This window comes from Frateuria flava (genome assembly GCF_017837635.1).
Classification (GTDB): Bacteria; Pseudomonadota; Gammaproteobacteria; order Xanthomonadales; family Rhodanobacteraceae; genus Frateuria_A; species Frateuria_A flava.
The window spans coordinates 175,349-200,386 of sequence record NZ_JAGJRS010000021.1 but is presented as its reverse complement, the minus strand read 5'-3'; the positions used below and the strand labels follow the sequence as shown (position 1 = coordinate 200,386).

Sequence of the window (25,038 nt, the reverse complement as noted above, 5' to 3'; positions counted from 1 at the left end):
AAGCCAGCCCGCGCAGATGCAGCCGTAGGGTGGGCTTCAGCCCACCATCGATGCGACCGCAGTGGGCTGAAGCCCGCGCTGCGAAAACCCGCTAGCCGAGCAGCTCGGCCGCGCCCTGTGACAGCAAGGCGTCGGCCACGGCGCGGCCGAGCACTTCCGGCTGTTCCACCGGACCGCCGGCTTCGGCACGCACCAGCCGTCCGCTGGCGGCGTCGCCGACCAGCCCGCGCAGGTGCAGGTTGCGCTCGCCCAGCACGCACCAGGCCGCTACCGGCACGGTGCAGCTGCCGCCGAGCGCGTGGTTCATCGCACGCTCGGCGTTGACCGTCACACGCGTGTCGGCGTCGTCCAGCGCCGCCAGCAGTGCCAGCACGGCCGGCTGGTCGGCGCGCGCCTCGATCGCGATGGCGGCCTGACCCGGCGCCGGCAGCCAGTCCGGCGCGGCCAGCCGCTGGCGGATGCGCGCGGCCAGGCCCAGCCGCTCCAGGCCCGCGCAGGCGAGCACGATCGCGTCGTAGTCGCCGGCGTCGAGCTTGGCCAGGCGCGTGTTGACGTTGCCGCGCAGGTCCAGCAGTTGGAGGTCCGGGCGCGCCGCACGCAATTGCGCCTGCCGGCGCAGCGACGACGTGCCGACGCGGGCGCCTTGCGGCAGCGCATCGAGCGTGGCGTGCTCATTGCTGACGAACGCATCGGCCGCGTCCGCGCGCGGCAGCATCGCCGGCAGCACGAAGCCGGGCTCCAGTTCGGCCGGCACGTCCTTGAGCGAGTGCACCGCCAGGTCCGCGCGGCCTTCCAGCATGGCCACCTCCAGCTCCTTCAGGAACAGGCCCTTGCCGCCGATGGTGGCGAGCGGGCGGTCGGCGATCTCGTCGCCGCGGGTGGTCATCGGCACCAGCTCGACGGCCAGGCCTGGATGCACGGCGCGCAGGCGCGCGGCGACGTGCTCGGCCTGCCACAGCGCGAGCGCGCTCTTGCGGGTGGCGATGCGCAGGGTGGAAGGCTGCATGGGGACTCCGGGATAAAGCGAGCGCCTATTGTCGCCGCATTCGCCGGATCGCGCGTGCGGCGCGGCGCCTCAGGGCTGCGGCGTGCGTTGCCGCGGCCTCTTCATGGAGTGCAGAAAGGCCTCCCCTCTCTTCCCGGCTGCTTCGCCAGGAGGGCGCCTGTCTTGCGAGCATGCAGACGTCCCCGCGAGCTCGCTCCTGCTCCCTCTCCCCACCGGGGAGAGGGTGGGGGTGAGGGGCCGGGGCTCGCGGGGAACACGGCAAAGGCCGCGCCGCCACGGCCCTTTGCATCGATGCCGGAAAGCCATGGGAGCGCGCTGCACGAGCGCCCGCACGGCGAGCTCTCCTCAGGAACGCGTCGACGGCCAATCCCCCTAGCCCGCGCGCAGCAGCTTGCGCACCGCCGGCAGGTTGCGCCGGCTCACCTCGGGACTGAACTCGGTGCCGGCCAGCCGCGCCAGCACGCGGCCGTCGGCCAGGGTCTTCAGGCCCAGCAGGCGCGGCGCCGGCACCAGGCAATTGCGGTGCAGGCGCACCAGCTGGGTGGGATAGGCCTCCTCCAGCTGGCGCAGCGATTCCTCGATCAACAGCTCGCCACCGGCGTGGCGCACGACCACGTACTTCTCTTCGGCAAGCAGGCACACCACCTCGGTCAGCGCGATGCGGACCTGCTCGCCGCGCAACCGGCCACGCAGGTAGCCGACCGGTTCGGGCGGCGCGGCGGCCAGGCGCTGGCGCGCGCGCTGCAGGGCCTCGCGCAGTCGCTCCAGCCGTACCGGCTTGAGCAGGTAGTCGACCGCGCCCAGCTCGAACGCGGTCAGCGCGTGGTTCTCGTAGGCGGTGCAGAACACCACCTGCGGACGCGCCTGCCCGGCCAGCCGCGCGGCGAGCGCCGCGCCGTCCAGCCCAGGCATGTTGATGTCCAGCAGCAGCAGGTCCGGCTGCGTCTCGCCGCTCGCCGCCAATGCCGCTTCGCCGTCCGCCACGGCGCCGACGACCACCACGCCGTCGCATTCGCCCAGCAGCGCGGCCAGGCGCGCGCGCGCCAGCGGTTCGTCGTCGACGATCAGCACGCGCATCAGTTCGGCTCCGCGGGCGGAGGTTGGAGTGGCAGGCGCAGGCGCACCATGAAGCGATCCTCGTGCGGCCCCGCTTCGACCGCCGCGCGCGCGCCGTAGCGATAGGCCACCCGCTGGCGCACGTTGGTGAGCCCGTGGCCGTGGCCCGGCGTGCTCGGCGCGGCGGGCAGCGGGTTGCTGACCTCGATCAGCAAGGCTTGGCCCTCCCGTGCGCCGCGCAGGAGGATTTCGCCGCCCTCGCGGCGCGGCTGGATGCCATGGCGCACGGCGTTCTCCACCAGCGGCTGCAGCAGCAGGCGTGGCAGTGGGTAGTCCATCGGCAGGCTGTCGAGTTCTCGGCGTATGCGCAGGCGTTCGCCCAGGCGCAACTGTTCGATGGCGAGGTAGCGTTCGACCAGGGCCAGTTCCTCGCCCAGCGTGCCATCGCGGCTGCCCGACTGGCCCAGCGCCGCGCGGAACAGCTCGCACAGGTCTTCGATGGTGCGCTCGGCGGCGGCCGGGTCGACCCGCACCAGCGCAGCCACGGTGTTCATGCTGTTGAACAGGAAGTGCGGACGGATGCGCGCCTGCAGTGCATCGACCTGCGCGTGCGCCACCGCGGCCAGGCGCGCCTGCCACTGCGCCAGCACGTAGAAGTAGCGCAGCATCGCCGCGCCCAGCAGCGCTGCGATCAGCAGGTTGTCGCGCACGAACGCCGACGGCGCGATGTGCACCAGGTCCAGTTGCAGGGCGACGTCCATCCAGCGGGCCACCGCGCTGGCCAGCGCCACCACCAGTTCGATCAGCAGCCACACGCCGGCATAGGGCATCCAGCCCCCGAGCCGCTGCAGCCAGGGCCGCGCGTAGCAAAGCGCCAGCGCGATCAGCATCGACAGCCAGGTCACGAACAGCATGCCAATGCTGTAGCCGCGCCAGCCGCGCGTGTTGTCTGGCGCCAGCCACATCAGCGTGACGGTGAGCGCGCCCACCGCGAACAGCGCGGCAACCGCCGGCAGGCGGCAGAAGTCCGGCAAGGGATTGGGCGCGCGGGCCGGGCGGGGATCGCTCATGCGCGCCAGTATGCCGTAGGCATTCGGGCCCGGGCTCCGGTCCTTCCCCCGCGTTCGCGGGGGAAGGTGCCAGAAGGGCGGATGGGGGAGGTCTTGCGAAAGGCCACCGGGGCATCGCGCCCAAAAGCGCCCCCATCCGCCTGTCGACACCTTCCCCCGTGTTCGCGGGGGAAGGCTCGGCATGGAGACGCGGCAGAAGCCGGTAAGTGCCGACCTCGATCCTTCCCTCGTTTACGGGGGAAGGTGCCCGGAGGGCGGATGGGGGGAGGTCTTGCGAAAGGCCACCCGGGCATCGCCCCCGAGAGTGCCCCCATCCGCCTGTCGGCAGCTGCCCCCGCGTTCGCGAAGGTAAGGTCCGGCAGGGCGATCAGGCGAGGCGTGCGCCAAGCCACCGGCGCAGGTCGTCGATCTCCTCGGCGCAGACCGAGTGCGGCATCGGGTAGGTGTGCCAGTCGACGGTGTAACCCAGGCCTTCTAGCAACACCCGCGAGTCGAGCCCGCGCTGCAGCACCACGATGGGGTCGGCGCTGCCATGGCCCCAGAAGATCGGCACCTGCGCGTTGGCGGCGCTGCGCTCGGGTGCCAGCGTGGCGCTGATCGGCAGATACGTCGACAGCGCCACGATGCCGGCTAGCGGCTGCGCATGGCGCAGGCCGGCGGACAGCGCGATGGCGCCGCCCTGCGAAAACCCGGCCAGCACGATCCGCTCGCTGGGCACGCCGCGCTCGTGCTCGCGCGCGATCAGCGCCTCCACCGCCTCGATCGCGCGGCGGATGCCCGCCTCGTCCTGCGGCGCGCGTGCGTCGAAGCCGTGGATGTCGTACCAGGCGCGCATCGGCACGCCGCCGTTGATGCTCACCGGCTGCACCGGCGCATGCGGGAACACGAAGCGCAGCGCCGGCCAGGACGCATCCACCAGCTCCGGCACGATCGGCGCGAAATCGTTGCCGTCGGCGCCCAGCCCGTGCAGCCAGATGATGCTGTGGCGGGGAGCGGCGCCGGTTTCGCGTTCGACGGTCGGAAGCAGGTTCATGCGAACTCCAGCGGCAAGGACGAAACGGTCAGTCTCGCCCATGCCTGCGGCCATCGCCAGCCCGCCGCACCGTCGCCGGGACTTGTGGCGCTTGCGACCCGGGCAGGCTTGGCTATGCTCGGGTGCTTTGCCATACGCGGAGCGCTTGCATGCGTCGACTTCTCCTGGCGGGTCTGGCCGCCTTCACCGCGCTGCCGGCGCTGGCGGCAGCACCCGCCGCCCCGCTGGATCTGGAAACCATCATGGCCAACCCCGACTGGATCGGGCAGGCGGTGGAGTCGCCGTACTGGAGCGCCGACGGGCAGTCGATCTACTACCAGCTCAAGCGTGACGGAAGCCCGGTGCGCGACCTGTACCGTGTCGATCCGGCCACCGGCCGCAGCGAGAAGCTCGACCCTGCCGCGGTGGCCGGTGCGGACGGCCCGTCGGTGTACGACCGCACGCATCGCTACGCAGCGTTCGTGCGCCACGGCGACGTGTTCCTGCGCACGCTGGCCGACGGCCGCACCGTGCAGGTGACCCAAACGGTCGAGGACGAATCGGCGCCGCAGTTCTCCGCCGACAGCCGCGCGCTGCAGTACCGCGCCGGCGACGACTGGTACAGCTACGACCTCAGCCGCGGCGTGAGCGCGCCGGTGGCGGTGCTGAAGTTCGCCGACGACCCGGACCAGAAGAAGACCGACGCACTGGAAGACGAGCAGCTCGAACTGTTCTCCACGCTGCGCCAGCTCAAGGCCGATAAGGACGCCGAAAAGGCCAACGCCCGGGCGCTGGCAACCGCGGACCCGGGCCGCGCGCCGCAGCCGTTCTGGCTGGGCGACAAGATCGTGGCGGTCGACACCGAGCTCTCGCCCGACGGGCGCTGGCTGCTGGTGGTCACGCGGCCGAAGAGCTACGAGCCGGGGCGCCTGCCCAAGCTCACCCACTACGTGACCGACTCGGGCTACGCCGAAGACGAGGACACCCGCGTCTACGTCGGCCACAACGCGCCCGCGGCGCAGTCGCTTTTGCTTCTGGACCTGCGCGAGCACCGCCACTACACGTTGTCGACCGACAGCCTGCCCGGCATCAAGGACGACCCGCTCGCGGCGATCCGCACGCAGACCGTCGCGGCGTTGAAGAAGGCCGGCAAGGACGACGAGGCCGAGGCGCTGAAGGCACCCGACGTGCGCCCGGTGCGCATCGTCTCCAGCGCCGAGGACGGCGGTGGCGGCGGCATCGCGTGGAGCGCGGATGGCAGCAACCTCGCCATCCAGCTGCGCGCGATCGACAACAAGGACCGCTGGATCGCCAGCGTCGACTTCACCCGCCACGCCCTGGTCAGCCAGCAGCGCCTGCACGACGAGGCCTGGATCAACTGGAACTTCAACGATTTCGGCTGGCTCAGGGACAACCGCACGCTGTGGTACCTGTCCGAGGAAACCGGCTGGTCGCAGCTCTACGTCAAGCCGCTGGACGGCAAGGCCAAGGCGCTGACCTCCGGCAAGTTCGAGGTAAGCCACCCGCAGCTGTCCGGGGATGGCCAGTGGTTCTACCTGCGCACCAACCGGGTCGCGCCCTACAGCTACGACGTCTACCGGGTGCCGAGCGCGGGCGGCGAGCTGGCCCGCGTCACGCAGTACCAGGGCATGGACGGCTTCGCGCTGTCGCCGGACGGCAGCCGCCTGGCCGTGCTGCATTCGGCGCCGTACATGTTCGATCAGCTGGCGGTGCAGCCGGCCGCCGGCGGCACGCCGCGCGAATTGACGAACACGATGAAGAGCGCCTTCACCGCGCACGACTGGATCGCGCCGAAGATCGTCCAGGTGCCCTCCAGCCATGGCGTCGGCACCATCTACGCGAAGTTCTACGGACCGGCGGACGAGAATGCCGCATCCAGGCCCGCGGTGATCTTCGTGCACGGCGCCGGCTACACGCAGAACGTCACCCTGTCCTCGCCCTACTACTTCCGCGAGCAGATGTTCCACAACATGCTCGTGCAGAAGGGCTACGTGGTGCTGGACATGGACTACCGCGCCTCGGAGGGCTACGGACGGGCCTGGCGCGACGCGATCTACCGCCAGATGGGCCATCCGGAACTGGAGGACCTGCTCGACGGCAAGGCGTGGCTGGTGAAGCACCACCATGTGGATCCGAAGCGCGTGGGCATCTACGGCGGCAGCTATGGCGGCTTCATGACCGAGATGGCGCTGCTGCGCGCGCCGGGCGAGTTCGCCGCCGGGGCGGCCTTGCGCCCGGTCAGCGACTGGCGGCTGTACAACCACGAGTACACCGCCAACATCCTCAACACGCCCGAACTCGACCCGCATGCCTACGCGATCAGCTCGCCGATCAATTTCGCCGACCAGCTGGCCGACCCGCTGCTGATCGAGCACGGCCTGATCGACGACAACGTGCTGGCGGCCGATTCGATCCGCCTGTACCAGCGCTTCATCGAGCTGCACAAGAAGAACTTCTGGATGTCGCTCTACCCGATGGAGCGGCACGGCTTCGTGCACGCGGACTCGTGGTACGACGAATACCGGCGCATCGACGAGCTGTTCGACACCTACGTCAAGCAGCAGCACTGACGCCCTTGCAGGAGCCCCTTGTGGGCGATGCCTTTGGCCGGCACCAAAGCAGAGCATCGCCCACCCGTGGGCTCCTTGCAGGATCGACGCGGGCGGCTACGGCCAGACCGCGATCAACAGCAGCAGGAAGCCGATCGCGGCGATCAGGGCGTGCACCACCACCAGCCACTTGGGCAGCGGCAGCTGCTTCCAGTGGTAACCCAGGTTCATCACGATGCCGCCGGCGGCCGCCAGCAGGAACAGCAGCAGGCCGAGCTGCGCCATGCCGGGCAGGCCGACAGTGAAGTAGTCGTAGACCAGCAACGTGACGGCAGCGCCGGCGATGAATCCGTGCCCCATCGCCAGCCAGGTCGGTGGGTGCGGCTTGCCGGCGAAGCGGATGCCGGCCATCAGCAGGCCACCCAGGGCGGTGAGCGCCAGCAGCACGGCCGCAGTACGCATGCTCAACATCGGTTCCATGATCACGCTCCTGTGCGGGGGATCGCGCTGAATCGTCGATCCGCGTGCGTGACGCCGGTGTCAGCCGTTCAGGCCGGCAGCGCCGCTGCGTCGACCTGCTCGACCATGCGCGTGAAGCAGGCGTCCGAGGCCGCGTCGGCCGGCACGAAGCAGAACACCGTGGCGCCGTCGGCCTGGCCGTCGCGGATCGGCAGGCGCGTCGAATGCACGCAGAAGTGGCCCAGCCGCGCGTCGTAGAGCGGCAGTTCCAGTGCCGATAGCGGCGCGGTTTCCTGTTGCTCCCACAGACCGGCGAACTCCGCGCTGGTCTGCACCAGGGCCTCCACCAGTGCGTCGAAGCGCGGGTCGTCCGGATGCGCGGCGTGGCTCATGCGGAAGATCGCCACCAGATTCGCCGCGCTGCGCATGAAGTGCGGCTGGTAAAGCACCCGCCGCGGCGGATGCATGAAAGCGTTCCACACGTGGTTGCGCGCGAACGGCCCGCGCACTGCCTCGAAGTCGAACAGGAAGTCGGCATAGCGGTTGTAGGCGAGCAAGTCGAACAGCGGATCGAGCACGAACGCCGGACCCTGGTAGCGCTCGAGCATGCCCAGGATGGGCGCCGGCACCCGGATCCGCGCGGGCGCCGGTTCCGGCCGCGCCAGGCCGGCCAGCGCGAACAGGTAGGCCTCGTCGCTGGGCGACAGCGCCAGCGCACGCGCGATGCGCGCCAATGCGGCGGCCGACACATTGATCTGCCGGCCCTGCTCCAGCCACGTGTACCAGGTGAGCCCGACGTCGGCCAGCGCGGCCACTTCTTCGCGGCGCAGGCCGGGCGTCAGCCGGCGCTGCCCGCGCGGCAGACCGACCGCCTCCGGCGCCAGCGCCGCGCGGCGCGCGCGCAGGAAGGCCTTCAACTCGATGCGTTGCATGCGCGTGCTCATCGTGAGCCCCGGGAGAGGAAACGGGTGGTAGTGGGGGTACCAGCAGTATCGACTGCCTGCCCATGGTAACCGTCGCCGGCTAACGTTGCGTGCCGGCGCACGAGCCTCGTGCGCGGCCCGTCGCGGACTCCCCCACCCGCCGACCGCACCGGACGCTGTCACGTCGCCGCCTGTTGCCGCGTCCTGCGCATGAGGGTCAGCCCTTCGGTTCAAGCGCTCGACCAAGACCGTCCCGACAATGCCCCACCCAGAGGAGACCGGCATGTCGCTCATCACTCCGCCACCCGCCGCGCCCGACACCGACGCGCTCGTCGATTTCGTGGTGCATGCCCAACTCATGCTCGACCCGGCCACGCCCGAACCGGTGCGCTGCCAAGCCGAGCCCCGACTGCTCTCCCTGCTGCCGACGCTGCAGGCGCTGGGCGTGTTCGAGCTGTTCACCATCCGCGATCCGGCGCTGGCCACGCTGGTACGCGACGAGCTGACGGCACGCCAGGCACGCGCAGCCTGACCCTTGCCCGAACAAAAGCCGCCGCCACGATATTTGCCTTGACAAATATACTTCGGGCAATAGAATGCGCGGCCATGGTTAATGAATCACTCGTCCATCCCGCCCCCGAAGAAAGCCTCGGCGTCCTGCTCGGCCTGGTGCGTTCGGAGATCGTGCGCGCCATGGAGGCCGAACTGGCGGCGCTGGGCGTGGAGCTGCGCTTCACCCAGTTCCTGATCCTCAAGCGGCTGGCCCGGCTGGGTCCGATGACGGCCTCGGAACTGGCCCGCGCGGTCGAGCTCGATGGGGGCGCCATGACCCGGCAGCTCGACCAGCTCGAAGGCAAGGGCTACCTGCGCCGCTGCCCGCACGAGCAGGACCGGCGCGCCCTGCGCATCGAGCTGACGAACGAAGGCAACGCGCTCTGGCAGCAGCTGACCGACTGCAACGAGCGCGTGCTCGAGGCGGCCCAGCGCTCGCTCAGCGAAACGGAACGCAAGCACCTGCACGACTACCTGACGCGCGTGTTGCACGCACTGCGCGACAAAGACTGACTCTCACCCGGAATCCCCACACCATGCGTCTGCATCTCCTTGCGGCGGCCACCGCACTGACCCTCGTTCTGGCCGGTTGCGCCAGCAGCGGCGGCCTGCACCCGGACGGCAAGCTGCTCGACCCGTCCGCGCTGCAGGCCCAGCGCAGCCTGGGCGACGCCACGCTCTCGCCGGCCGCCTGGCCGGACCAGGCGTGGTGGAGCGGGCTGGGCGACCCGCAGCTGGATGCCCTGATCAGCGAGGCGCTGGCTGGCAACCCGGGCCTCGCCGCGGCCGACGCGCGCGCCCGCGCCGCGCAGGCCGCCGCCGGCATCGCCGATGCCGCGCGCAAGCCCCAACTGGGCCTGGGTGCGAGCGTGGCCGGCGCCAGGCCGCCGTCGGGCCTGCTCGGCGACGACGCGCGTTTCTCGGTCGCCAAGTACGGCTACCTGAGTTTCAACTGGGGCCTGGATCTGTGGGGCGGCCAGCGCGCCGCGTGGGAGGCCGCGCTGGGCCAGGCCCGCGCGACAGAAGTCGAGGCGCGCGCGGCGCGCATCGAACTGTCCGGCAACGTCGCCCGCGCCTACGCGCAGCTGGGCTATGCGTTTGCCCAGCACGACCTGGCGCAGGCCGAACTCGAGCGCGCCTCCAAGGCGCGCGAACTGACCGCGCAGCGCGTCCACGCCGGCCTGGACAGCCAGTTGCAGCTCAAGCAGGGCGACGCCGAAGTGGCCACCGCCGAGCAGCAGCGTGCGGTCGCCCAGCGCGCGATCGACGCCGCCCGCTCGGCGCTGTCGGTGCTGCTCGGCAAGGGCCCGGACCGCGGCCTGGACATCGCCCGCCCGCAGCCGCTGACGCCCGCCGCGCTGGCGGTGCCGGTCGACCTGCCCGTGGAGTTGATCGGCCATCGCGCCGATCTGGTCGCCGCGCGATGGCGCGTGGAAGCGGCCGGGCACGACATCGCCGCGGCCAGGACCGGGTTCCTGCCCAACGTGAAGCTCGGCGCCATGGCGGGCCTGCTGGCCATGGGCGGCAACCCGCTGCTGCGCGCCTCCTCGCTGTTCTACCAGGTCGGCCCCTCGCTCAGCCTGCCGATCTTCGACGGCGGCCGGCTGCGCGCCAACCTGGCCGGGAAGGACGCCCAGTACGACCTGGCCGTGGCGCAGTACAACCAGACCCTGGTCGGTGCGCTCAACGAGGTCGCCGACGACTACGCCGCACAGCAGTCGCTCAGCGACCAGGTCGCTGCGCAGCAGCGCGCGCTGGATGCCGCCAACGATGCCTGGCGCCTGGCCGAACAGCGTTACCGCGCCGGCGTCGGCAGCTACCTCGAAGCGCTCAGCGTGCGCCAGCAGCTGCTGCTGGCCGAACAGCGCATGGCGGCGCTCAAGGCGCAGCAGGTCGACCTTTCGGTGCAGCTGATCCAGGCCCTCGGTGGCGGCTATCGCCCGGACCCGGCCGCTGGCCAGACCACCGCTTCCACCCCTTCCACCCCCGCTCATTCCTAAGGCTTCTCCATGTCCAGCCAGCCTGCTTCCCAACCCAACGGCGCCGCTCCCGCGCCGGCCGCGAAGAACAAGCGCGGTTTCCTGCTGCGCGCGCTCGGCGTGGTGGTGCTGCTCGCCCTGATCGGCTGGGGCCTGTGGTACTACTTCGACGGCCGCTGGTACGAAGGCACCGACGATGCCTACGTCAGTGGCAACATCGTGCAGATCACCCCGCAGATCCCCGGCACCGTGGTGTCGATCGGCGCGGACGACGGCGACCGCGTCAAGGCCGGCCAGACACTGATCAAGCTCGATCCGAGCAACGCGCAGGTCGCGCTCGCCGAAGCGAAGGCCAACCTCGCCAGCACCGTGCGCAAGGTGCGCGGCCTGTACAGCACCGTCAGCGGTGCGCAGGCGGACGTGGCCGCGCGCAAGGTGGCGGTGGCCAAGGCCCAGGCCGACTACAACCGCCGCCGCGACCTGGCCAAGTCCGGCGCGATCTCGGCCGAGGAGCTGGCGCACGCCCGCGACGAGCTGACCGCCGCGCAGAGCGCGCTGACCGCCGCCACGCAGCAGTACCAGACCAGCAAGGTGCTGGTGGACGACACCGTGGTCGCCTCGCATCCGGACGTCCAGACGGCCGCGGCCAGGCTGCGCGCTGCCTATCTCGATGCCATGCGCACGACGATTGTTGCTCCGGTCGATGGTTACGTGGCGAAGCGTTCGGTGCAGCTGGGCCAGCGCGTCGCGCCGGGCACGCCGCTGATGGCGGTGGTGCCGCTGAACGGGGTCTGGATCGACGCCAACTTCAAGGAAACCCAGCTCACCGACATGCGCATCGGCCAGCCGGTGGAGATCCACGCCGACGTCTACGGCGGCGACGTGACCTACAAGGGTATGGTGCAGAGCCTGGGCGTGGGCACCGGCAGCGCGTTCTCGCTGCTGCCGGCGCAGAACGCCACCGGCAACTGGATCAAGATCGTGCAGCGCGTGCCGGTGCGGGTGGTGTTCGCCGATCCGGGCCAGTTGGACAAGCACCCGCTGCGCATCGGCCTGTCCACCGACGTGACGGTGAACCTGCACAACCAGCAGGGCCCCATGCTGTCCCAGCAGCCCCCGTCCAAGCCGGCCTTCAGCACGGACGTCTACGAGCAGCAGCTGCACCGGGCCGACGACCTGATCGCGACCATCATCCACGCGAACATGGCCGGCAGCGGCAAGTAATCCTTTCCCCGGTAGGAGCCCGCTTGCGGGCGATGCCTTGGCCCCGGTGCGGATCGAAAAGCATCGCGCGCAAGCGGGCTCCTACATCAAAGCGAATCTTCCGCGATGACGACCCAATACCGTCCACCCAGCATGGCGCTCACCACGGTGGGCATCTCGCTGGCTACCTTCATGCAGGTGCTGGACACCACCATCGCCAACGTGTCGTTGCCGACCATCGCCGGCAACCTCGGCGTGAGCGTGAACCAGAGCACCTGGGTGATCACCTCGTTCGCCGTGAGCATGGCGATCTCGCTGCCGTTGACCGGCTTCCTCACCCGCCGTTTCGGCGAGATCAAGCTGTTCATCTGGTGCACGCTGCTGTTCGCGCTCACCTCGTTCCTCTGCGGCGTGTCGCAGAACATGGAGATGCTGATCCTGTTCCGCGCCATCCAGGGCGCGGTGGCCGGTCCGATGTACCCGATCACGCAGAGCCTGCTGATCTCGATCTATCCACCGGCCAAGCGCGGCATGGCACTGGCGCTGCTGGCGATGGTCACCGTGGTGGCGCCGATCGCCGGTCCGATCCTGGGTGGCTGGATCACCGACAACTATTCGTGGCCGTGGATCTTCTTCATCAACGTGCCGATCGGCATCTTCGCCAGCGTGGTGGTGGGCAACCAGATGCGCGGGCGGACCGACAAGACCGAGCGGCCGAAGATCGACTACGTCGGCCTGGTCACGCTGATCATTGGCGTCGGCGCACTGCAGGTGGTGCTGGACAAGGGCAACGACGAGGACTGGTTCAACTCCACCTTCATCATCGTCACCAGCATCGTCTCGGCGATCAGCATCGCGATCTTCCTGATCTGGGAATTGACGGACAAGGATCCGATCGTCGACCTGAAGCTGTTCCGCCACCGCAACTTCACCTACGGCACCATCGCACTGATCCTGGCCTACGCCGCGTTCTTCGCGATGAGCCTGCTGATGCCGCTGTGGCTGCAGCGCAACCTCGGCTACACCGCGACCTGGGCCGGCTATGCCACCGCGCCGATCGGCGTGCTGCCGGTGCTGCTGACCTTCTTCGTGGGCAAGTTCGCGCCCAAGTTCGACCTGCGCATGGTCGCCTCGATCGCCTTCGTGGTGCTGGGCGTGACCTGCTTCATGCGCTCGGACTTCTACATCGGCGTGGACTTCTACCACGTGGCGCTGGTGCAGCTGATCCAGGGCCTGGGCGTGGCGCTGTTCTTCATGCCGATCCTGACCATCCTGCTGTCGGACCTGCAGCAGAACGAGATCGCGTCGGGCTCGGGCTTGGCGACCTTCCTGCGCACGCTGGGCGGCAGTTTCTCCGCCTCGATCACCACGCTGTTCTGGGAGCGCCGCGCGGTGGCCCATCACGAACACCTGGTCGACCACATCACCGCCTACGACCCCGGCACGCGTGCGGCGATGGAATCGATGGGCGATCCGCAGACCGCTGCCGCCCTGATCAACCAGATGGCAACCCAGCAGGGCTACCAGATCTCCTTCAACGAGATCTTCCATGTGCTGGGCTGGGTCTTCATCAGCCTGGTGCTGGTGATCTGGCTGACCCGGCCGCCGTTCCTGGCCAAGGCGGGGCCCGCGGCCAGCGGCGGGCACTGACGAAAAAGGCGCCCGCGGGCGCCTTTTTCATTCCGCGGGCGGGCTGAAGCCCAACCACGCCGGTGCGTTCAAAGATCGAACCCGACCCCCACCAGCGCCATCGTCTCGCCGCGATTGGGCCCGTTGAGGCCGCCATTGGATACATGGCGCAACTGGAAACTCAGGTACCTGCCCTGCCAGCCCAGCGTGCTGACGAACTGGTAGTGGCTCGACAGCGCCTGGGTGGTGTGATTGATGCCGGCCAGCTGGAAACTGAAGAACAGCGGGCGATACCAGGCGTTCGGTGCGCCGTAGTGGAAGCGGGCGCCGGCGGCCAGCAATGCCACTGACGGGCGGGTGCCGAACTCGGCCGTGCGATAGCGGCGCACGTCGCGACCGTCGATCCAGCCGGCGGAGACGTCCGGCGACCAGTCCAGCCGGCTGTTGCCGACTGCGTGCGCCGCGAACGTGGCTTCCACGAACGCCGCATGGGCGCCATGGTCGTCCATGTAGCTGCGCCCGCCCTGCACTTCCAGGTGGGCGGCGGCGGCCGGCAGGGCGGCGGTCCCCAGGAACAGTGCCAGTGCACCGCGCAGACGCGAAGAAGCAGGGAACATGGGGGACCTTTCTTGGGTGGGAAGGTTTGTGTACCCGATAGTTTATTTTATCGCGTGGCGACCGGGTGAAGTACGCCGTGCATGCTGGCGAACACTGTGTCGCGCGCACGACAAAAAGAACCCGGCCGTGGAGGCCGGGTTCGCGCAGACAGCAACCGGTGTGCCGGATGCCTAGTCGCTGTGCGACCGGGTCGCCCTGGTACCCAGCGCAGGCCGGTCCAGGTCCAGCGCCGCGGCCTCCAGTTGCACCGCCTGCGGGTGGGCCTTGTGGACCGCTTCAGCGAACTGCGCTCCGTCGCCCACCACCACCACGTGGGCGGACGCCGGGTCCAGGTGCGCTGCGGCATAAGCTTGCACCTGGGTCGGTGTCACCGCCTGCACGCGGTCGACATAGCGGCCGATCTCGGCCAGGTCGACGCCGTACGTGGCCAGTTCCTCCAGCTGCCCGGCCAGGCCGGCGGTGGTCTCCAGGCTGCGGCCATAGCTGCCGATCAGGGTCGCCTTGCGCGCGGCCAGTTCGTCGGCGGCTACCAGCGCCTGGCCGAGCCGGCCGAACTGGCCGAGCATCAGGTCGACCACCTTCGGCGCGGATGGGTTCTTGGTCTGCGCCGAGGCGATCCACAACCCGCTGCCGTGCCGTCCGTCCAGGCTGCTGAAGGCGCCGTAGGAAAGCCCGCGCTTGATGCGGATTTCCTCATTGAGCCGGGCCGAGTAGGAGCCGCCCAGCACCGCATTGGCCACCGTGCCGACGTAATAATCGGCGTCGTCGCGCGGCGGCGCGACGTGGGCGGCCACCACGCCGGCCTGCCCGGCGCCGGGCTGGTCGATCACCAGCACCGGCGGCAGCGTGCGCTTGCCCATGCCGGCCGGCACGGCCGCGAGCGACGTGGCCGGACGCGACCAGTCGCCGAAGCCCTGCTGGGCCAGCTTGTGCGCCTGCGCCGGGGTGACATCCCCGGTGAGGATCAGCACCGCATCGTCGGGCCGGTAGATCGCCGCGTGCATGGCCTGCACGTCCGCGCGCGTGATCGCCTTGAGCGAGCCGGGCGTGCCCATCGAAACGTGGCCGTAGGCGCCGTCGCCGAACACCGCGCGGCCGGCGGCCAGCGCCGCCAGGCGGGTCGGCTGGCTGAGGATCAGGTGCAGATCGTCCAGCGCCTGGCTGCGCGCGCGCTCCAGTTCGGTCGCCGCGAAGTCGGGCTGGCGCGCGACCTGCGCCAGCAGCGCCAGCGCCGCCGGCAGCCGGGGCGTGGTCACGGTGATGGCGACGCTGCTGTGGTCCCAGCCGGCGCCGGCATCCAGTGAACCGCCCAGCGCCTCGGCCGCGGCGGCGATCTGCGGCGCGCTGCGTCCGGCCGCGCCGCGCGTCAGCAGCGTGGCGGTGAGCTGGGCCAGGCCAGCCTTGCCGCCCGGATCCAGCGCGCTGCCCCGGCGCAGCAGCAGTTCGGCGGTAACCAGTGGCAGGCCGTCGCGGTGGATGCTGATCACTTCCAGCCCATTGGACAGGACCTGGCTGGACGGCGTAGGCAGCGACAGCGTGGGCGCCGGGCCCGGCGCCGGCGGCGTGGTCGGAAAGTCCACCGCCGCAGCGGCCGTGGTGCACAGCAGGACGGCCGTAAAGACGGCCAGACGCGTACGGGTCAAGCGGATCATCGGGCACCTCCCTGGTGCTTGCCGGCAGCCTTGGCCTGCGGCAGGTAATCGATGGTGACGCTGTGTGCGCCGGTCACGTACTGCTTGAGCACGCGCTGCACATCGGTGGCAGTGACCTTCTGCAACGCCGCCAGATCCGTGTTGATGCGTGCCGGGTCGCCCTCGATCAACGCGGCCTGGCCGAGCCCGAAGGCTTTGCCTTGCGCGGTTTGGCGTCCCTTGATTTCGGCGGTGAGCAGCTGCGTCTTGACCTTGTCCAGCTCAGCCGCGGCGATCGGCTGCGTGGCCAGCTTTTCGATTTCCGCGCGCAGCAGCTTTTCCGCGTCGGCCGGCGAGTGGCCGCTGGCGAGGATGGCGTAGACCACGAACAACCCCGGCCCCACCCGCGCATCGACCTCGGCACCGGCCTGCTGCGCCACCTGGGTGCGATACACCAGTGACTGGTAGAGACGCGAGGACTCGCCTTGCGAGAGCAGCGCCGCAGCCACCTGCAGCGGGATGGTGTCGGCATGGCGTGCCGGCGGGGCCAGCCAGCTGATCGCCAGTGCCGGCAGCGGCGCGGTGGCGCTGGTTTCGGTATAGCGCTTGTCCTGCGTGCGCGCCGGCTCCTGCACGGTCACCTGTGGGATCGGTGTGGCCGGCTTGGGAATCCAGCCGAAGTAGCGGTCGACCCAGGCATCGAGTTGCTGGGGGTCGAAGTCGCCGACCACGATGAGCGTGGCGTTGTCCGGGCGGTAGAACGTGCGGTGGAAGTCGATCACGTTCTGCAGCGAGGCCGCTTCCAGGTCCTCGATGCTGCCAATGGTCGGGCGCTTGTAGGGATGCACGGTGAACGAGTGCGGGTCGATCGCGTTGAACAGCTTGCCGTAGGGATTGGCCAGCACGCTCTGGCGGTATTCCTCTTCCACCACCGCGCGCTCGGATGTGAAGTTCTCCTCGTCCACGTTGAGGTTGGACAGCCGCTCCGCTTCGGCCCACAGCAGCGTCTGCAGGTAATTGGCGGGAATCACCTCGAAGTAGTTGGTGACGTCGTCGCCGGTGGAGGCATTGTTGGCACCGCCAACGTCCTCGGTGAGCCGGTCCATCTGCTCGGCATGCATGTGCGCGGTGCTCTTGAACATCAGGTGTTCGAACAGGTGCGCGAAGCCGGAGCGGCCCTGCGGATCGTCCTTGGAGCCGACGTGGTACCAGACCTGCACCGCCACGGTGGGGCTGGCGTGGTCCTCGATGCTGAGCACTTCCAGCCCGTTGGCCAGCGTGCGCTGGTGGTACGGGATCGGCGGCACCGACAGCTCGGCCGCCGCCAGTGGCGTGCCCGCCATCGCGGCGAGCAGGGAAATGGAGGCCAGCCAGCTGGCCCGGCGCTTGCGCATGATCGATCCCTCCGTTGGAAAGCCCGCACCTTAGCAAGCGGGCGAGGCTGCGGATGCAGGACGGATGCGACGGCCCGGTGGCCGCTTGACGTGATATTTAATCCGGGTAAAACTTCGCGCCCTTCCTGAGGGCTCTCATCCATGTCACCCCACGCGCGTACGACCTGTACCGCCTTCGAGGGTCACCGCCTGCTGGCCAGCGGCCCGTACGCGGAGGTCGCGCTGGCGGTCAAGCGCGCCGCCGATGCCGGCGCGTCCGATCCCCTGCTGGTGTTCGACGACCGCAACGGCCGCGCGGTCGAATTCGACCTGCGCGGCAGCGAAGCGGACGTGCTGGCGCGGCTGCAGCCGGCGCCGGCGCCGCCGCGCGGGCCGGGCCGCCCGCGTCTGGGCGTCACCGCCCGCGAGGTCACCTTGCTGCCCCGCCACTGGGATTGGCTGGCCTCCCAGCCGGGCGGCGCCTCGGCGGTGCTGCGGCGGCTGGTGGAGCAGACCATCCGCGAGGGCGACGGTCGCCAGCGGGCGCGCGAGTCGGCCGAATCGGTCGATCGCTTCATGCTCGCCATGACCGGCAACCTGCCTGGTCACGAGGAAGCCAGCCGCGCGTTCTGGCGTGGCGAACGCGACCACTTCACCCAGCTCACGCAGCCCTGGCCGCGCGACGTACGCGACCACCTGCGGCGCCTGGCCGCCATCGCCTGGGACGAAGCCGATACGGCCAGTCCGGGCACATCCGGCCACTGAGACACCGGCGCCACGCCACCCGCCAAGGAGCCCCCATGGACGATCACCCGACGGAAAGCCGCCGGTCCCCGCTGTTGGCCAATCGCGACTTTCGCCTGCTGCTCGGCGGCAGCGCGGTGTCGGCGCTGGGCGACCAGTTCACCTTGGTCGCGCTGCCATGGCTGGTCCTGCGCCTGACCGGCAGCCCGGCGGCGCTCGGTCTGGTCCTGGCCGCGATGGCGCTGCCGCGGGCGATCTTCATGTTGCTCGGCGGCGCCATGGTCGATCGGCTCTCCGCCCGGCGCATCCTGCTCCTGGCGCGCAGCGTCAACGCGTTGCTGGTGGCACTGCTGGCCGCCCTCGTGCTGACCGGCGCGGTCGGCATGTCGACGATCTACGCGATCGCGCTGGGCATCGGCGTGGCGACGGCGTTCGCCTACCCCGCCGGCTCGGCCTTGCTGCCGCAGCTGGTGGCGCCGGCGCAGCTGGCCTCGGCCAACGCCTTGCTCATGGGGATGCGGCAGTTGAGCCTGTTCGTCGGCCCCGCGCTGGCCGGCGTGGTGATCGGCGTGCATGCCGGCCATGGCGCCGCCGAGGCACGCGGCCTCGGCCTCGCGTTTGTCATCGACGCGGCGAGCTTCCTCGCCTCGCTCGCCTCGCTGTGGTTGATCCGTACGGCCATCGAGCGCGCGCCGAAGCCGGCCGGCAAGGGCGTGCTGGCCGACATCGCCGTTGGCGTACGCCACGTCTGGGGCGACTTGCCGCTGCGCGCCTTCATGCTTTACGCGGCGGTGGTCACCGTCTTCGTCGGCGGGCCGATCCAGGTGGGCCTGCCGGTGCTGGCCAATAGCCGGATGGACCTCGGCGCCGCATCGCTGGGCATCCTGATGACCGCCAACGGCGGTGGCATGCTGGTGGGCGGCTTCCTGGCACGGACGGTGGCGCGAGCGGTGGGCGGTCGCCTGGGCATGCTGGTGCTGGGGATGGACACGCTGGCTGGCCTCGCGCTTGCCGCGCTCGCGCGGGTGCACGACACCGTGCATGGCGCGGTGCTGCTGGCCGGAGTAGGTGTGCTGGCGGGCGTCGCGCAGATCGCGATCGTGAGCTGGATCCAGCAGCGCGTGCCGCCGGCCCTGATGGGCCGCACCATGAGCCTGCTGATGTTCACCTTCATGGGCATCGGGCCGGTGTCCGCCGCGCTGGCAGGCAGCCTGCTCAAGCTGGTCTCGCTTGGTGCGCTCTTCGCGGGGGCCGGTCTTGCGCTCAGCGTGATCGCGCTCGGTTGCATGACCAGTCCGGCGCTGCGCGGGATCGGCTCGGCGCGCCCGGAGGGCGCACCGGCCTGAAGCTCAGCTGGCGGCCTGCTGCCGGCCCAGCGCCTTGAGCCGCTTCTTCTCCTCGCGGCGCTGGCGTCGGGCGGCCTTGCGAATCTTGCGGTCGTAACCCCAAAGGTAGATCGCCGGCGTGCTCAGCAGCGTCAGCAGCTGCGAGACCAGCAGGCCGCCGACGATCGCGATGCCCAGCGGCTGGCGCATTTCCGAGCCGATGCCGAAGCCGATCGCCAGCGGCAGCGCCGCGCCCATCGCCACCAGCGTGGTCATGGTGATCGGGCGGAAGCGCACCAGCGCGGCCTCACGGATCGCGTCCGGCGGCGACAGGCTGCGCTCGCGCTGGGCGACCAGCGCGAAGTCGACCATCAGGATCGCGTTCTTCTTGACGATGCCGATTAGCATCAGGATCGCGATGATCGCCATCAGCGACAGCTGCGTCTGCGTCACCAGCATGGCCAGGAATGCGCCCATGCCCGCGGCCGGCAGCGTGGAAAGGATGGTCAGCGGATGGCCCAGGCTCTCGTAGAGGATGCCCAGTACGATGTACATCGCCAGGATCGAGGCCAGCAACAGGATCAGGCCGTTGGACTTGGCCTGCTGCAGGCGTTGGTTGGCGCCAGTGAAGTCGACACGGATGCCGTCGGGCAGGTGCACCGCAAAAGCCGCCTGCTCGACCAGCTTGACGCCCCGCTGCTGGTCCACGCCCTTGTCCAGGTTGTAGGTGACCGTCGCGGCTTCGAGCTGGTTGTGGTGGCGGATGCGCATCGGCGCGATGTTGGGCTCGATGCGTGCCAGCGCCGAGAGCGGGATCATCTCGCCGCGGCTGTTGCGCACGTGGATGTTGAGCAGTGCCTGCGGGCTGACCGACTCGGCCTTGGCCGAGGTCAGCACCACGCGATACTGGTTGATGTCCGAATAGATCACCGATACCGGGTTTTGTCCGAACGAGTTGTACAGCGCCGAATCGATGTCGCCCATGCTTACGTGCAGGCGGCCGGCGGTTTCGCGGTCGACCTTGAGCATCTGCTGCTTGCCGGCCTGGTCGAAGTCACTGCCGACGTCGCGGAACTCCTTGGTGTCGCGCAGGCGGCGGACCATCTTCAGCGTCCACGGCTGCAGGTCGCCGCCGTTGTCGCTGACCAGCTGGAACTCGTACTGGCCGCCCTTGTCGCCGCTGCCGCCGCCGCCCAGGAACTGCGCGATGCTGATCTCGACCTCGACGCCGGCAAGCTTGTCCAGCCGCTTGGACAGGCGCTCGACCACCTCCTTGGCGCCGACCTGGCGGTCGCCCGGGGCGTCGCCGCGCGGCTTGAGGTCCATGAACATCTGCGCCGAGTTGCCGACCGCGCCGTTACCGCCGCCGTTGCCGCCGAGCATGGTGAGCATGTCCGCGACCGCCGGGTCTTCCTTGATGAGCCTGGCCACCTGCTGCACCCGTTCGGTCAGCAGCTCCGGCGACACGTTGGCGTCGGCGGTGATCTGCGCCTGCAGCTGGCCGGTGTCCTCGTCGGGCATGAAGGTTCCGCCGGCGGTCTTGCCCACCGCGATGCCCAGCACGACGGTCAGCACCAGCAGGATCAGCGGCTGCCAGCGCATCAGACGGCGATGGTGCATCGCCCAGTCCAGCGAACGTTCGTAAAGCCGGAGCAGCGCGCGGTCGAAGTTCTCCACGGCGCGTTCGATGCGACCGGGCGGGCGCGGGTTGGCCGGCTCGGCAGTGAGTAGGCGCCCGCACAGCGCGGGCGTGAGCGTCAGCGAGACGATCGCCGAGATCACCACCGCCGCGGTCAGCGTCACGGAGAACTCGCGCAGCAGCATCACCAGCATGTTGTTGCCGAACAGCAGCGGCGCGAACACCGCCACCAGCGAGAGCGTGATCGACACCACCGTGAAGCCGATCTCGCGCACGCCGGTCAGCGCCGCCTGCAGCGGCGGCATGCCGTGTTCCATGTGGCGCACGATGTTCTCGATCACCACGATCGCATCGTCCACCACGAAGCCGATGCACAGCACCAGCGCCACCAGCGACAGCGTGTTGAGCGTGTAGCCCAGCGCCCACATCGCCACGAACGCGCCGGCCAGCGACAGCGGCACGCTCAGCGTGGCGATCAGCGTGGGCCTGAGCCGGCGCAGGAACACCAGCATCACCAGCACCACCATCACGATCGAGATCATCAGCGCGACCTCGACCTCGTGCAGCGCCGACTTGGTGGTCTGGGTCAGGTCGAACACGGCGTGCATCTGGATGCTGGCCGGCAACGAGGCGCGCAGTTGCGGCAGCTTGGCGCGAATCGCCTCCACCGTGGCCACCGCGTTCGCTTCGGGACGCTTGGCGATCTGCAGCCCGACCGTGCGCGCGCTGCCGCTGGCGTCGGCGAACCAGGCCGCCTGGTACCTGTCTTCCTGGCCGCCGTAGACGCGGGCGACGTCTGACAGGCGCACCGGTACGCCATGCTTCATGGCGATCAGCAGATGGGCGAACTCGTCCGGTGTCTGCAGGCCGTCGCTGGCGGTGACGGTCATCTGCGTGCGGCCGTCGCTCAACGTGCCCTGCGGCGAAGTGACGTTGGCCGCGCGCAACGCGTTGGCCACGTCGTTGGCGGTCAGGCCCTTGGCGGCCAGCGCGTCGGTATCCAGCTCGATGCGCACCGCGTGCGGCGTGCCGCCGAATACCTGCACCTGCGCCACGCCCTGGATCTGCGAGACCGCCGGCTTGAGCAGGGTGTCGGCAAGATCGAACAGCTGGTCCTGCGGCATCCCCGAGGAGGTCAGGGTGATGAACAGGATCGGGATCTGCGCGGTGTCGAACTTGAAGTATTGCGGCGGCCCGGGCATGCCCGAGGGCAGGTCGGGCGCCGCGGCGTTGATCGCCGCCTGCACGTCGCGCGCGGCGCTGTCGGCGGTGCGGTCGAAGGTGAAGCGCACCATCACCGAGGCCTGGCCTTCGGTGGCGTTGCCGTACATCTCGTCCACGCCGGGAATGCGCCCCAGGTGGCGTTCGAGCGGCGCCAGGATGGTGCTGGCCATGGTCTGCGCGCTCGCGCCCGGCTGGTTGGCGATCACGTAGACGCCGGGAAAGTCGAGCGACGGCAACGCGGCCACGCCCAGCAGCAGGTAGGCCCACAGGCCGGCGAGGGTCAGGCCCAAGGCCAGCAGCGAGGTGCCGATCGGGCGGCGAATCAGGGGGGCGAAGATGTTCACGGGGTGTCCGTACCGCGGGGAAGACGCGTCACTGACGCCGCGCCGGGATGGCTAGCGTAGCGCGAGGCCGCCGTGTGGTTCGTGGGCCAGAGGATGGGCAAGGTCATGTCGCACGTTATGCCTTCGTGGCCGGCGAGGGAGGATGTGCCTGAAGTCCAGCCCCTGCCGAAAGGCAGGGCCTGGTGTGTTCCGTCACGGCATGCTCCATCCGCCCGCCGGCACCTGCCTCCGCAGGTGCCTGATCCGCGTCGAATCCCGGCAAGCGAACACGGACCCAACCGCTTCGAGCGTCACTCCCGCTTTCGCGGGAATGACGCCTGGTTGAGGCGGCCCGAGGCTTGTGAGGCCCGATGTTCCGCGTCGCCGACGGGGCAAAGTGCCCCAAGCGTGGGTTGGGCAACCTTGGGGGAACGCTCAACCCCCGGGCGTGTACCGCAGCGTCAGGTACCAGCTCCGCCCCGGCTGGTTGAAGTAGTACACCGTCTCGTAACGCCGGTCGAACGCGTTCGCCAGCCGCGCCTCCAGTTGCCAGCCGCGCGCGAAGGCGACGCTGGCGCGCAGGTCGGTGGTGGTATAGCCGCCCAGCCGGTGCAGGTTGGCCAGATCGTCATAGCGGTCGCCGGCAGCCAATACGGTGGCGCCCACGCCGAACGCGCCGAAACGGCGGTCGAGCTCCACCCGCGCGGTGCGTTCCGGGCGGCGCGGCAGCAGGTGGCCATCGTTGGCGCCGCCGTCGCGATTTTCCGGACGCTGCAACGTCAGGTAGCCCTCCACCCGCCAGCCCGCCAGCTCGGTGCCCGCCTGGGCCTCCAGCCCACGGATGCGCGCGCGGCTGACGTTGCGCGGGAAGTAGTTGGCGTCCAGCGAGATCAGCTGATCGATGGTGGTCTGGTAGGCGTTCAGTGCCCAATGCCAGGCGGCCTGCTGCTGCGCCAGCCCCAGTTCGGCGCTGCGCGAAGCCTCCGGCTGCAGGTCGGGGTTGCCGCTGCCGTAGGGGTAGTACAGGTCGTTGAAGGTCGGCGCGTGGAACGCACTGCCCCAGCTGGCCGACAATTTCAGCCCGTGGTCGAAGGCATAGCCCCACGCCGCTGCCCCGGTGGTGTGGCCGCCGAACTGCTGGTTGTCGTCCCGGCGCACGGACAGCTGGATTTCGTGGCGACCGAAACTGCCCTGGTACTGCGCGTAGCCGCCGGTGTCGCTGCGGCTGTCGTCCAGATAACCGGTGTCGCTGGAGAGGTGCTCGCGCTGCCAGTCGATGCCGAGCGTCAGCAACTGGTTGTCCGCCAGGCTCAGGTCGTTCTGCCAGGAGGCCTGGCTGCGGCGCGAATCGCCGTAGCGCACGAACACGCCGTCGTTGTCGGTACGTTGCTCATCCAGGCTCTGCCCGGCAGCCAGCGTGACTTTCCAGGCCGCCAGCGGAGCGAAGCCCAGCTGCGCGCCGGCGACCTGCTGGCGGTTGTGATGCTGGTTGCCGTAGGGCGCGCCGTCGAACTCCACGCGGCTGTCGCTGCGCAGCCATGTCGCGCTCAGCTCGGTGCCGTTGCCCCAGCGGTAACCGGCGTTGGCCAGTGCGTTGCGGTTGCGGTAGGCGTCGGCATCCGGCTCGTCGGTGAAGCAGCCGGCGAAGACGGTGCCCGCGCCGACGCGGCAGGCATTGATGCCGCGGGTGTACTGGCCGCCGATGCTCAGGTTGTACCAGGCGTGCGTGTCGCCCCCGGCCAGGCCGAACTGCCCGTCCGCGTAGCCGCGACTGCCGGTGCCCAGGCGCATGGACGGCGCCAGGCTGCCGTTGCGCGGTCCGTGCCGGGTGAAGATCTGGATCACACCGCCGATGGCATCGGCGCCATAAAGGCTCGAGCGTGGTCCGCGCACCACTTCAATGCGTTCGATCTGGTCCAGCGGCAGCTGGTCGAAGGCGGGGATGCCGGCGCTCACGGTGCCGACGCGCACGCCGTCGATCAGCAGCAGCGTGTGCGAGGAATTGGTGCCGCGCAGGAACAGCGAGCTTTGCTGGCCCAGCCCGCCGGCCTGGGCGAAGGTCACGCCGGGCAGGCCCTGGAGCAGGTCGATCAGCGAGACCGGCTGCAGCCGGTCGATGTCTTCGCGAGTGATCACGCTGACCGACGACAGCGCGTCGTCCACGGTGATCGCCGTGCGCGTGGCGGTGACGATCACCGGCGACAGCGCGGCCGGGTCCGTGGCGTCGGCCGCCAGTGCGGCGAACGAGCTGCCGCACAACGCGGCGGCGAGCAGGGTCTTCTTCATGGTGTGGTGTGTGTCCTTGGCCGCGCGCCCACGCACGGCCTCAAGCGTGGATGAGCTGGTCGGCCGGCGGCAGGGGGAGGAACGACGGGCAGGCACAGGGCCACGCACGAGGTCCGGCCCGCCCACCGCAGGTCCACCAGGCAACGCTTCGGGCCGGTCTCCGGGCTCGCGGGCGCAGGCCAGAGGCCTGCCGGGCGGCGCCTTCCCATGCTTCAAGCACAGTGGCGTGGGCCGTCCGTTCGACTCGCTTACCGTTGCGGGGGCAGCGCCGGCCTTGTTGTGGATTGCACAACGCACCGGCTTCCCGTTTCATCCCGTGGCATGACCCAAGGGACACCCAAAACGGGCGGAATGTTAACGCGGAAAGCCAAGGCTCCCCAACCGCAATGGTCATTGCCGAAAAGTGCTAACAAAAG

19 protein-coding genes and 1 riboswitch are annotated in these 25,038 nt (G+C 69.8%); of the genes, 8 read left to right on the top strand and 11 right to left on the bottom strand.

What is annotated here, in order from left to right; genetic code table 11:
• Positions 1-91 precede the first annotated feature (91 nt).
• The 4 genes from hemC to J7I44_RS11290 form a co-directional block, all read right to left on the bottom strand.
• Positions 92-1,006, bottom strand: coding sequence for a hydroxymethylbilane synthase (gene hemC, locus J7I44_RS11305; protein WP_209620570.1), 915 nt, complete (start codon positions 1,004-1,006; stop codon positions 92-94).
• A gap of 372 nt (positions 1,007-1,378) precedes the next feature.
• Positions 1,379-2,083 carry a LytR/AlgR family response regulator transcription factor gene (locus J7I44_RS11300; RefSeq protein WP_209620566.1) on the bottom strand — a complete coding sequence of 235 codons (705 nt, stop codon included), beginning with the start codon at positions 2,081-2,083 and terminating at the stop codon, positions 1,379-1,381.
• The gene (locus J7I44_RS11295) at positions 2,083-3,132 is read right to left on the bottom strand and encodes a sensor histidine kinase (protein WP_209620563.1); all 1,050 of its coding nucleotides are present in this window, start codon (positions 3,130-3,132) and stop codon (positions 2,083-2,085) included. The genes J7I44_RS11300 and J7I44_RS11295 overlap by 1 nt, the downstream gene beginning before the upstream one ends.
• A 367-nt stretch (positions 3,133-3,499) precedes the next feature.
• Positions 3,500-4,165 carry an alpha/beta hydrolase gene (locus J7I44_RS11290; RefSeq protein ID WP_209620560.1) on the bottom strand — a complete coding sequence of 222 codons (666 nt, stop codon included), beginning with the start codon at positions 4,163-4,165 and terminating at the stop codon, positions 3,500-3,502.
• Positions 4,166-4,314: 149 nt separating this feature from the next.
• Here J7I44_RS11290 and J7I44_RS11285 point away from each other — a divergent pair, with 149 nt between their 5' ends.
• Positions 4,315-6,735, top strand: coding sequence for a S9 family peptidase (locus tag J7I44_RS11285; protein ID WP_209620558.1), 2,421 nt, complete (start codon positions 4,315-4,317; stop codon positions 6,733-6,735).
• A gap of 96 nt (positions 6,736-6,831) precedes the next feature.
• On the opposite strand, the gene J7I44_RS11280 is transcribed toward J7I44_RS11285, so the two are convergent.
• Both J7I44_RS11280 and J7I44_RS11275 read right to left on the bottom strand, forming a co-directional pair.
• Positions 6,832-7,194, bottom strand: a complete 363-nt coding sequence (locus tag J7I44_RS11280; RefSeq protein WP_209620556.1) for a hypothetical protein — start codon at positions 7,192-7,194, stop codon at positions 6,832-6,834.
• Between the two features lie 68 nt (positions 7,195-7,262).
• A complete protein-coding gene (locus tag J7I44_RS11275) occupies positions 7,263-8,117 on the bottom strand; it encodes a helix-turn-helix transcriptional regulator (RefSeq protein WP_209620554.1) in 855 nt (284 codons plus the stop codon).
• Between the two features lie 262 nt (positions 8,118-8,379).
• Between J7I44_RS11275 and J7I44_RS11270 the strand changes: the two genes are divergently transcribed.
• The 5 genes from J7I44_RS11270 (at position 8,380) to J7I44_RS11250 (ending at position 13,480) form a co-directional block, all read left to right on the top strand.
• Positions 8,380-8,628 carry a hypothetical protein gene (locus J7I44_RS11270; protein WP_209620551.1) on the top strand — a complete coding sequence of 83 codons (249 nt, stop codon included), beginning with the start codon at positions 8,380-8,382 and terminating at the stop codon, positions 8,626-8,628.
• A gap of 74 nt (positions 8,629-8,702) precedes the next feature.
• Complete coding sequence (locus J7I44_RS11265; RefSeq protein WP_209620548.1) at positions 8,703-9,161, top strand: MarR family winged helix-turn-helix transcriptional regulator; 459 nt, start codon at positions 8,703-8,705, stop codon at positions 9,159-9,161.
• Positions 9,162-9,184: 23 nt separating this feature from the next.
• Positions 9,185-10,648, top strand: a complete 1,464-nt coding sequence (locus tag J7I44_RS11260; RefSeq protein WP_209620545.1) for an efflux transporter outer membrane subunit — start codon at positions 9,185-9,187, stop codon at positions 10,646-10,648.
• Between the two features lie 9 nt (positions 10,649-10,657).
• Positions 10,658-11,851 (top strand): HlyD/EmrA/EmrK family protein, encoded by a 1,194-nt coding sequence (locus J7I44_RS11255; RefSeq protein ID WP_209620540.1) that lies wholly within the window; start codon positions 10,658-10,660, stop codon positions 11,849-11,851.
• Positions 11,852-11,956: 105 nt separating this feature from the next.
• Positions 11,957-13,480 carry a DHA2 family efflux MFS transporter permease subunit gene (locus tag J7I44_RS11250; protein ID WP_209620536.1) on the top strand — a complete coding sequence of 508 codons (1,524 nt, stop codon included), beginning with the start codon at positions 11,957-11,959 and terminating at the stop codon, positions 13,478-13,480.
• 68 nt (positions 13,481-13,548) lie between these two features.
• Here the strand turns inward: J7I44_RS11250 and J7I44_RS11245 are convergent, their stop codons facing one another.
• From J7I44_RS11245 to J7I44_RS11235, 3 genes are all read right to left on the bottom strand, one after another.
• Positions 13,549-14,076 (bottom strand): acyloxyacyl hydrolase, encoded by a 528-nt coding sequence (locus tag J7I44_RS11245; protein ID WP_209620533.1) that lies wholly within the window; start codon positions 14,074-14,076, stop codon positions 13,549-13,551.
• 171 nt (positions 14,077-14,247) lie between these two features.
• Positions 14,248-15,729: a M16 family metallopeptidase gene (locus J7I44_RS11240; protein WP_209620530.1), complete on the bottom strand. Its 1,482-nt coding sequence runs from the start codon at positions 15,727-15,729 to the stop codon at positions 14,248-14,250.
• Positions 15,726-17,102 carry a M16 family metallopeptidase gene (locus J7I44_RS11235; protein WP_209620527.1) on the bottom strand — a complete coding sequence of 459 codons (1,377 nt, stop codon included), beginning with the start codon at positions 17,100-17,102 and terminating at the stop codon, positions 15,726-15,728. The genes J7I44_RS11240 and J7I44_RS11235 overlap by 4 nt, the downstream gene beginning before the upstream one ends.
• A 141-nt stretch (positions 17,103-17,243) precedes the next feature.
• Between J7I44_RS11235 and J7I44_RS11230 the strand changes: the two genes are divergently transcribed.
• A complete protein-coding gene (locus J7I44_RS11230; RefSeq protein WP_209620524.1) occupies positions 17,244-17,846 on the top strand; it encodes a DUF2239 family protein in 603 nt (200 codons plus the stop codon).
• Positions 17,847-17,881: 35 nt separating this feature from the next.
• Positions 17,882-19,171, top strand: coding sequence for an MFS transporter (locus J7I44_RS11225; RefSeq protein ID WP_209620520.1), 1,290 nt, complete (start codon positions 17,882-17,884; stop codon positions 19,169-19,171).
• 3 nt (positions 19,172-19,174) lie between these two features.
• On the opposite strand, the gene J7I44_RS11220 is transcribed toward J7I44_RS11225, so the two are convergent.
• Both J7I44_RS11220 and btuB read right to left on the bottom strand, forming a co-directional pair.
• Positions 19,175-22,357 carry an efflux RND transporter permease subunit gene (locus J7I44_RS11220; RefSeq protein ID WP_209620516.1) on the bottom strand — a complete coding sequence of 1,061 codons (3,183 nt, stop codon included), beginning with the start codon at positions 22,355-22,357 and terminating at the stop codon, positions 19,175-19,177.
• Between the two features lie 414 nt (positions 22,358-22,771).
• Positions 22,772-24,622 carry a TonB-dependent vitamin B12 receptor gene (btuB, locus tag J7I44_RS11215; protein ID WP_209620513.1) on the bottom strand — a complete coding sequence of 617 codons (1,851 nt, stop codon included), beginning with the start codon at positions 24,620-24,622 and terminating at the stop codon, positions 22,772-22,774.
• A gap of 134 nt (positions 24,623-24,756) precedes the next feature.
• Positions 24,757-24,978: riboswitch (cobalamin riboswitch) on the bottom strand.
• Positions 24,979-25,038: the final 60 nt, after the last annotated feature.

Coding starts and splice junctions, on each gene's coding strand:
- hemC (WP_209620570.1), bottom strand. CDS start 1,006: ATGCAGCCTTCCACCCTGCGCATCGCCACCCGCAAGAGCGCGCTCGCG.
- J7I44_RS11300 (WP_209620566.1), bottom strand. CDS start 2,083: ATGCGCGTGCTGATCGTCGACGACGAACCGCTGGCGCGCGCGCGCCTG.
- J7I44_RS11295 (WP_209620563.1), bottom strand. CDS start 3,132: ATGAGCGATCCCCGCCCGGCCCGCGCGCCCAATCCCTTGCCGGACTTC.
- J7I44_RS11290 (WP_209620560.1), bottom strand. CDS start 4,165: ATGAACCTGCTTCCGACCGTCGAACGCGAAACCGGCGCCGCTCCCCGC.
- J7I44_RS11285 (WP_209620558.1), top strand. CDS start 4,315: ATGCGTCGACTTCTCCTGGCGGGTCTGGCCGCCTTCACCGCGCTGCCG.
- J7I44_RS11280 (WP_209620556.1), bottom strand. CDS start 7,194: ATGGAACCGATGTTGAGCATGCGTACTGCGGCCGTGCTGCTGGCGCTC.
- J7I44_RS11275 (WP_209620554.1), bottom strand. CDS start 8,117: ATGAGCACGCGCATGCAACGCATCGAGTTGAAGGCCTTCCTGCGCGCG.
- J7I44_RS11270 (WP_209620551.1), top strand. CDS start 8,380: ATGTCGCTCATCACTCCGCCACCCGCCGCGCCCGACACCGACGCGCTC.
- J7I44_RS11265 (WP_209620548.1), top strand. CDS start 8,703: ATGGTTAATGAATCACTCGTCCATCCCGCCCCCGAAGAAAGCCTCGGC.
- J7I44_RS11260 (WP_209620545.1), top strand. CDS start 9,185: ATGCGTCTGCATCTCCTTGCGGCGGCCACCGCACTGACCCTCGTTCTG.
- J7I44_RS11255 (WP_209620540.1), top strand. CDS start 10,658: ATGTCCAGCCAGCCTGCTTCCCAACCCAACGGCGCCGCTCCCGCGCCG.
- J7I44_RS11250 (WP_209620536.1), top strand. CDS start 11,957: ATGACGACCCAATACCGTCCACCCAGCATGGCGCTCACCACGGTGGGC.
- J7I44_RS11245 (WP_209620533.1), bottom strand. CDS start 14,076: ATGTTCCCTGCTTCTTCGCGTCTGCGCGGTGCACTGGCACTGTTCCTG.
- J7I44_RS11240 (WP_209620530.1), bottom strand. CDS start 15,729: ATGATCCGCTTGACCCGTACGCGTCTGGCCGTCTTTACGGCCGTCCTG.
- J7I44_RS11235 (WP_209620527.1), bottom strand. CDS start 17,102: ATGCGCAAGCGCCGGGCCAGCTGGCTGGCCTCCATTTCCCTGCTCGCC.
- J7I44_RS11230 (WP_209620524.1), top strand. CDS start 17,244: ATGTCACCCCACGCGCGTACGACCTGTACCGCCTTCGAGGGTCACCGC.
- J7I44_RS11225 (WP_209620520.1), top strand. CDS start 17,882: ATGGACGATCACCCGACGGAAAGCCGCCGGTCCCCGCTGTTGGCCAAT.
- btuB (WP_209620513.1), bottom strand. CDS start 24,622: ATGAAGAAGACCCTGCTCGCCGCCGCGTTGTGCGGCAGCTCGTTCGCC.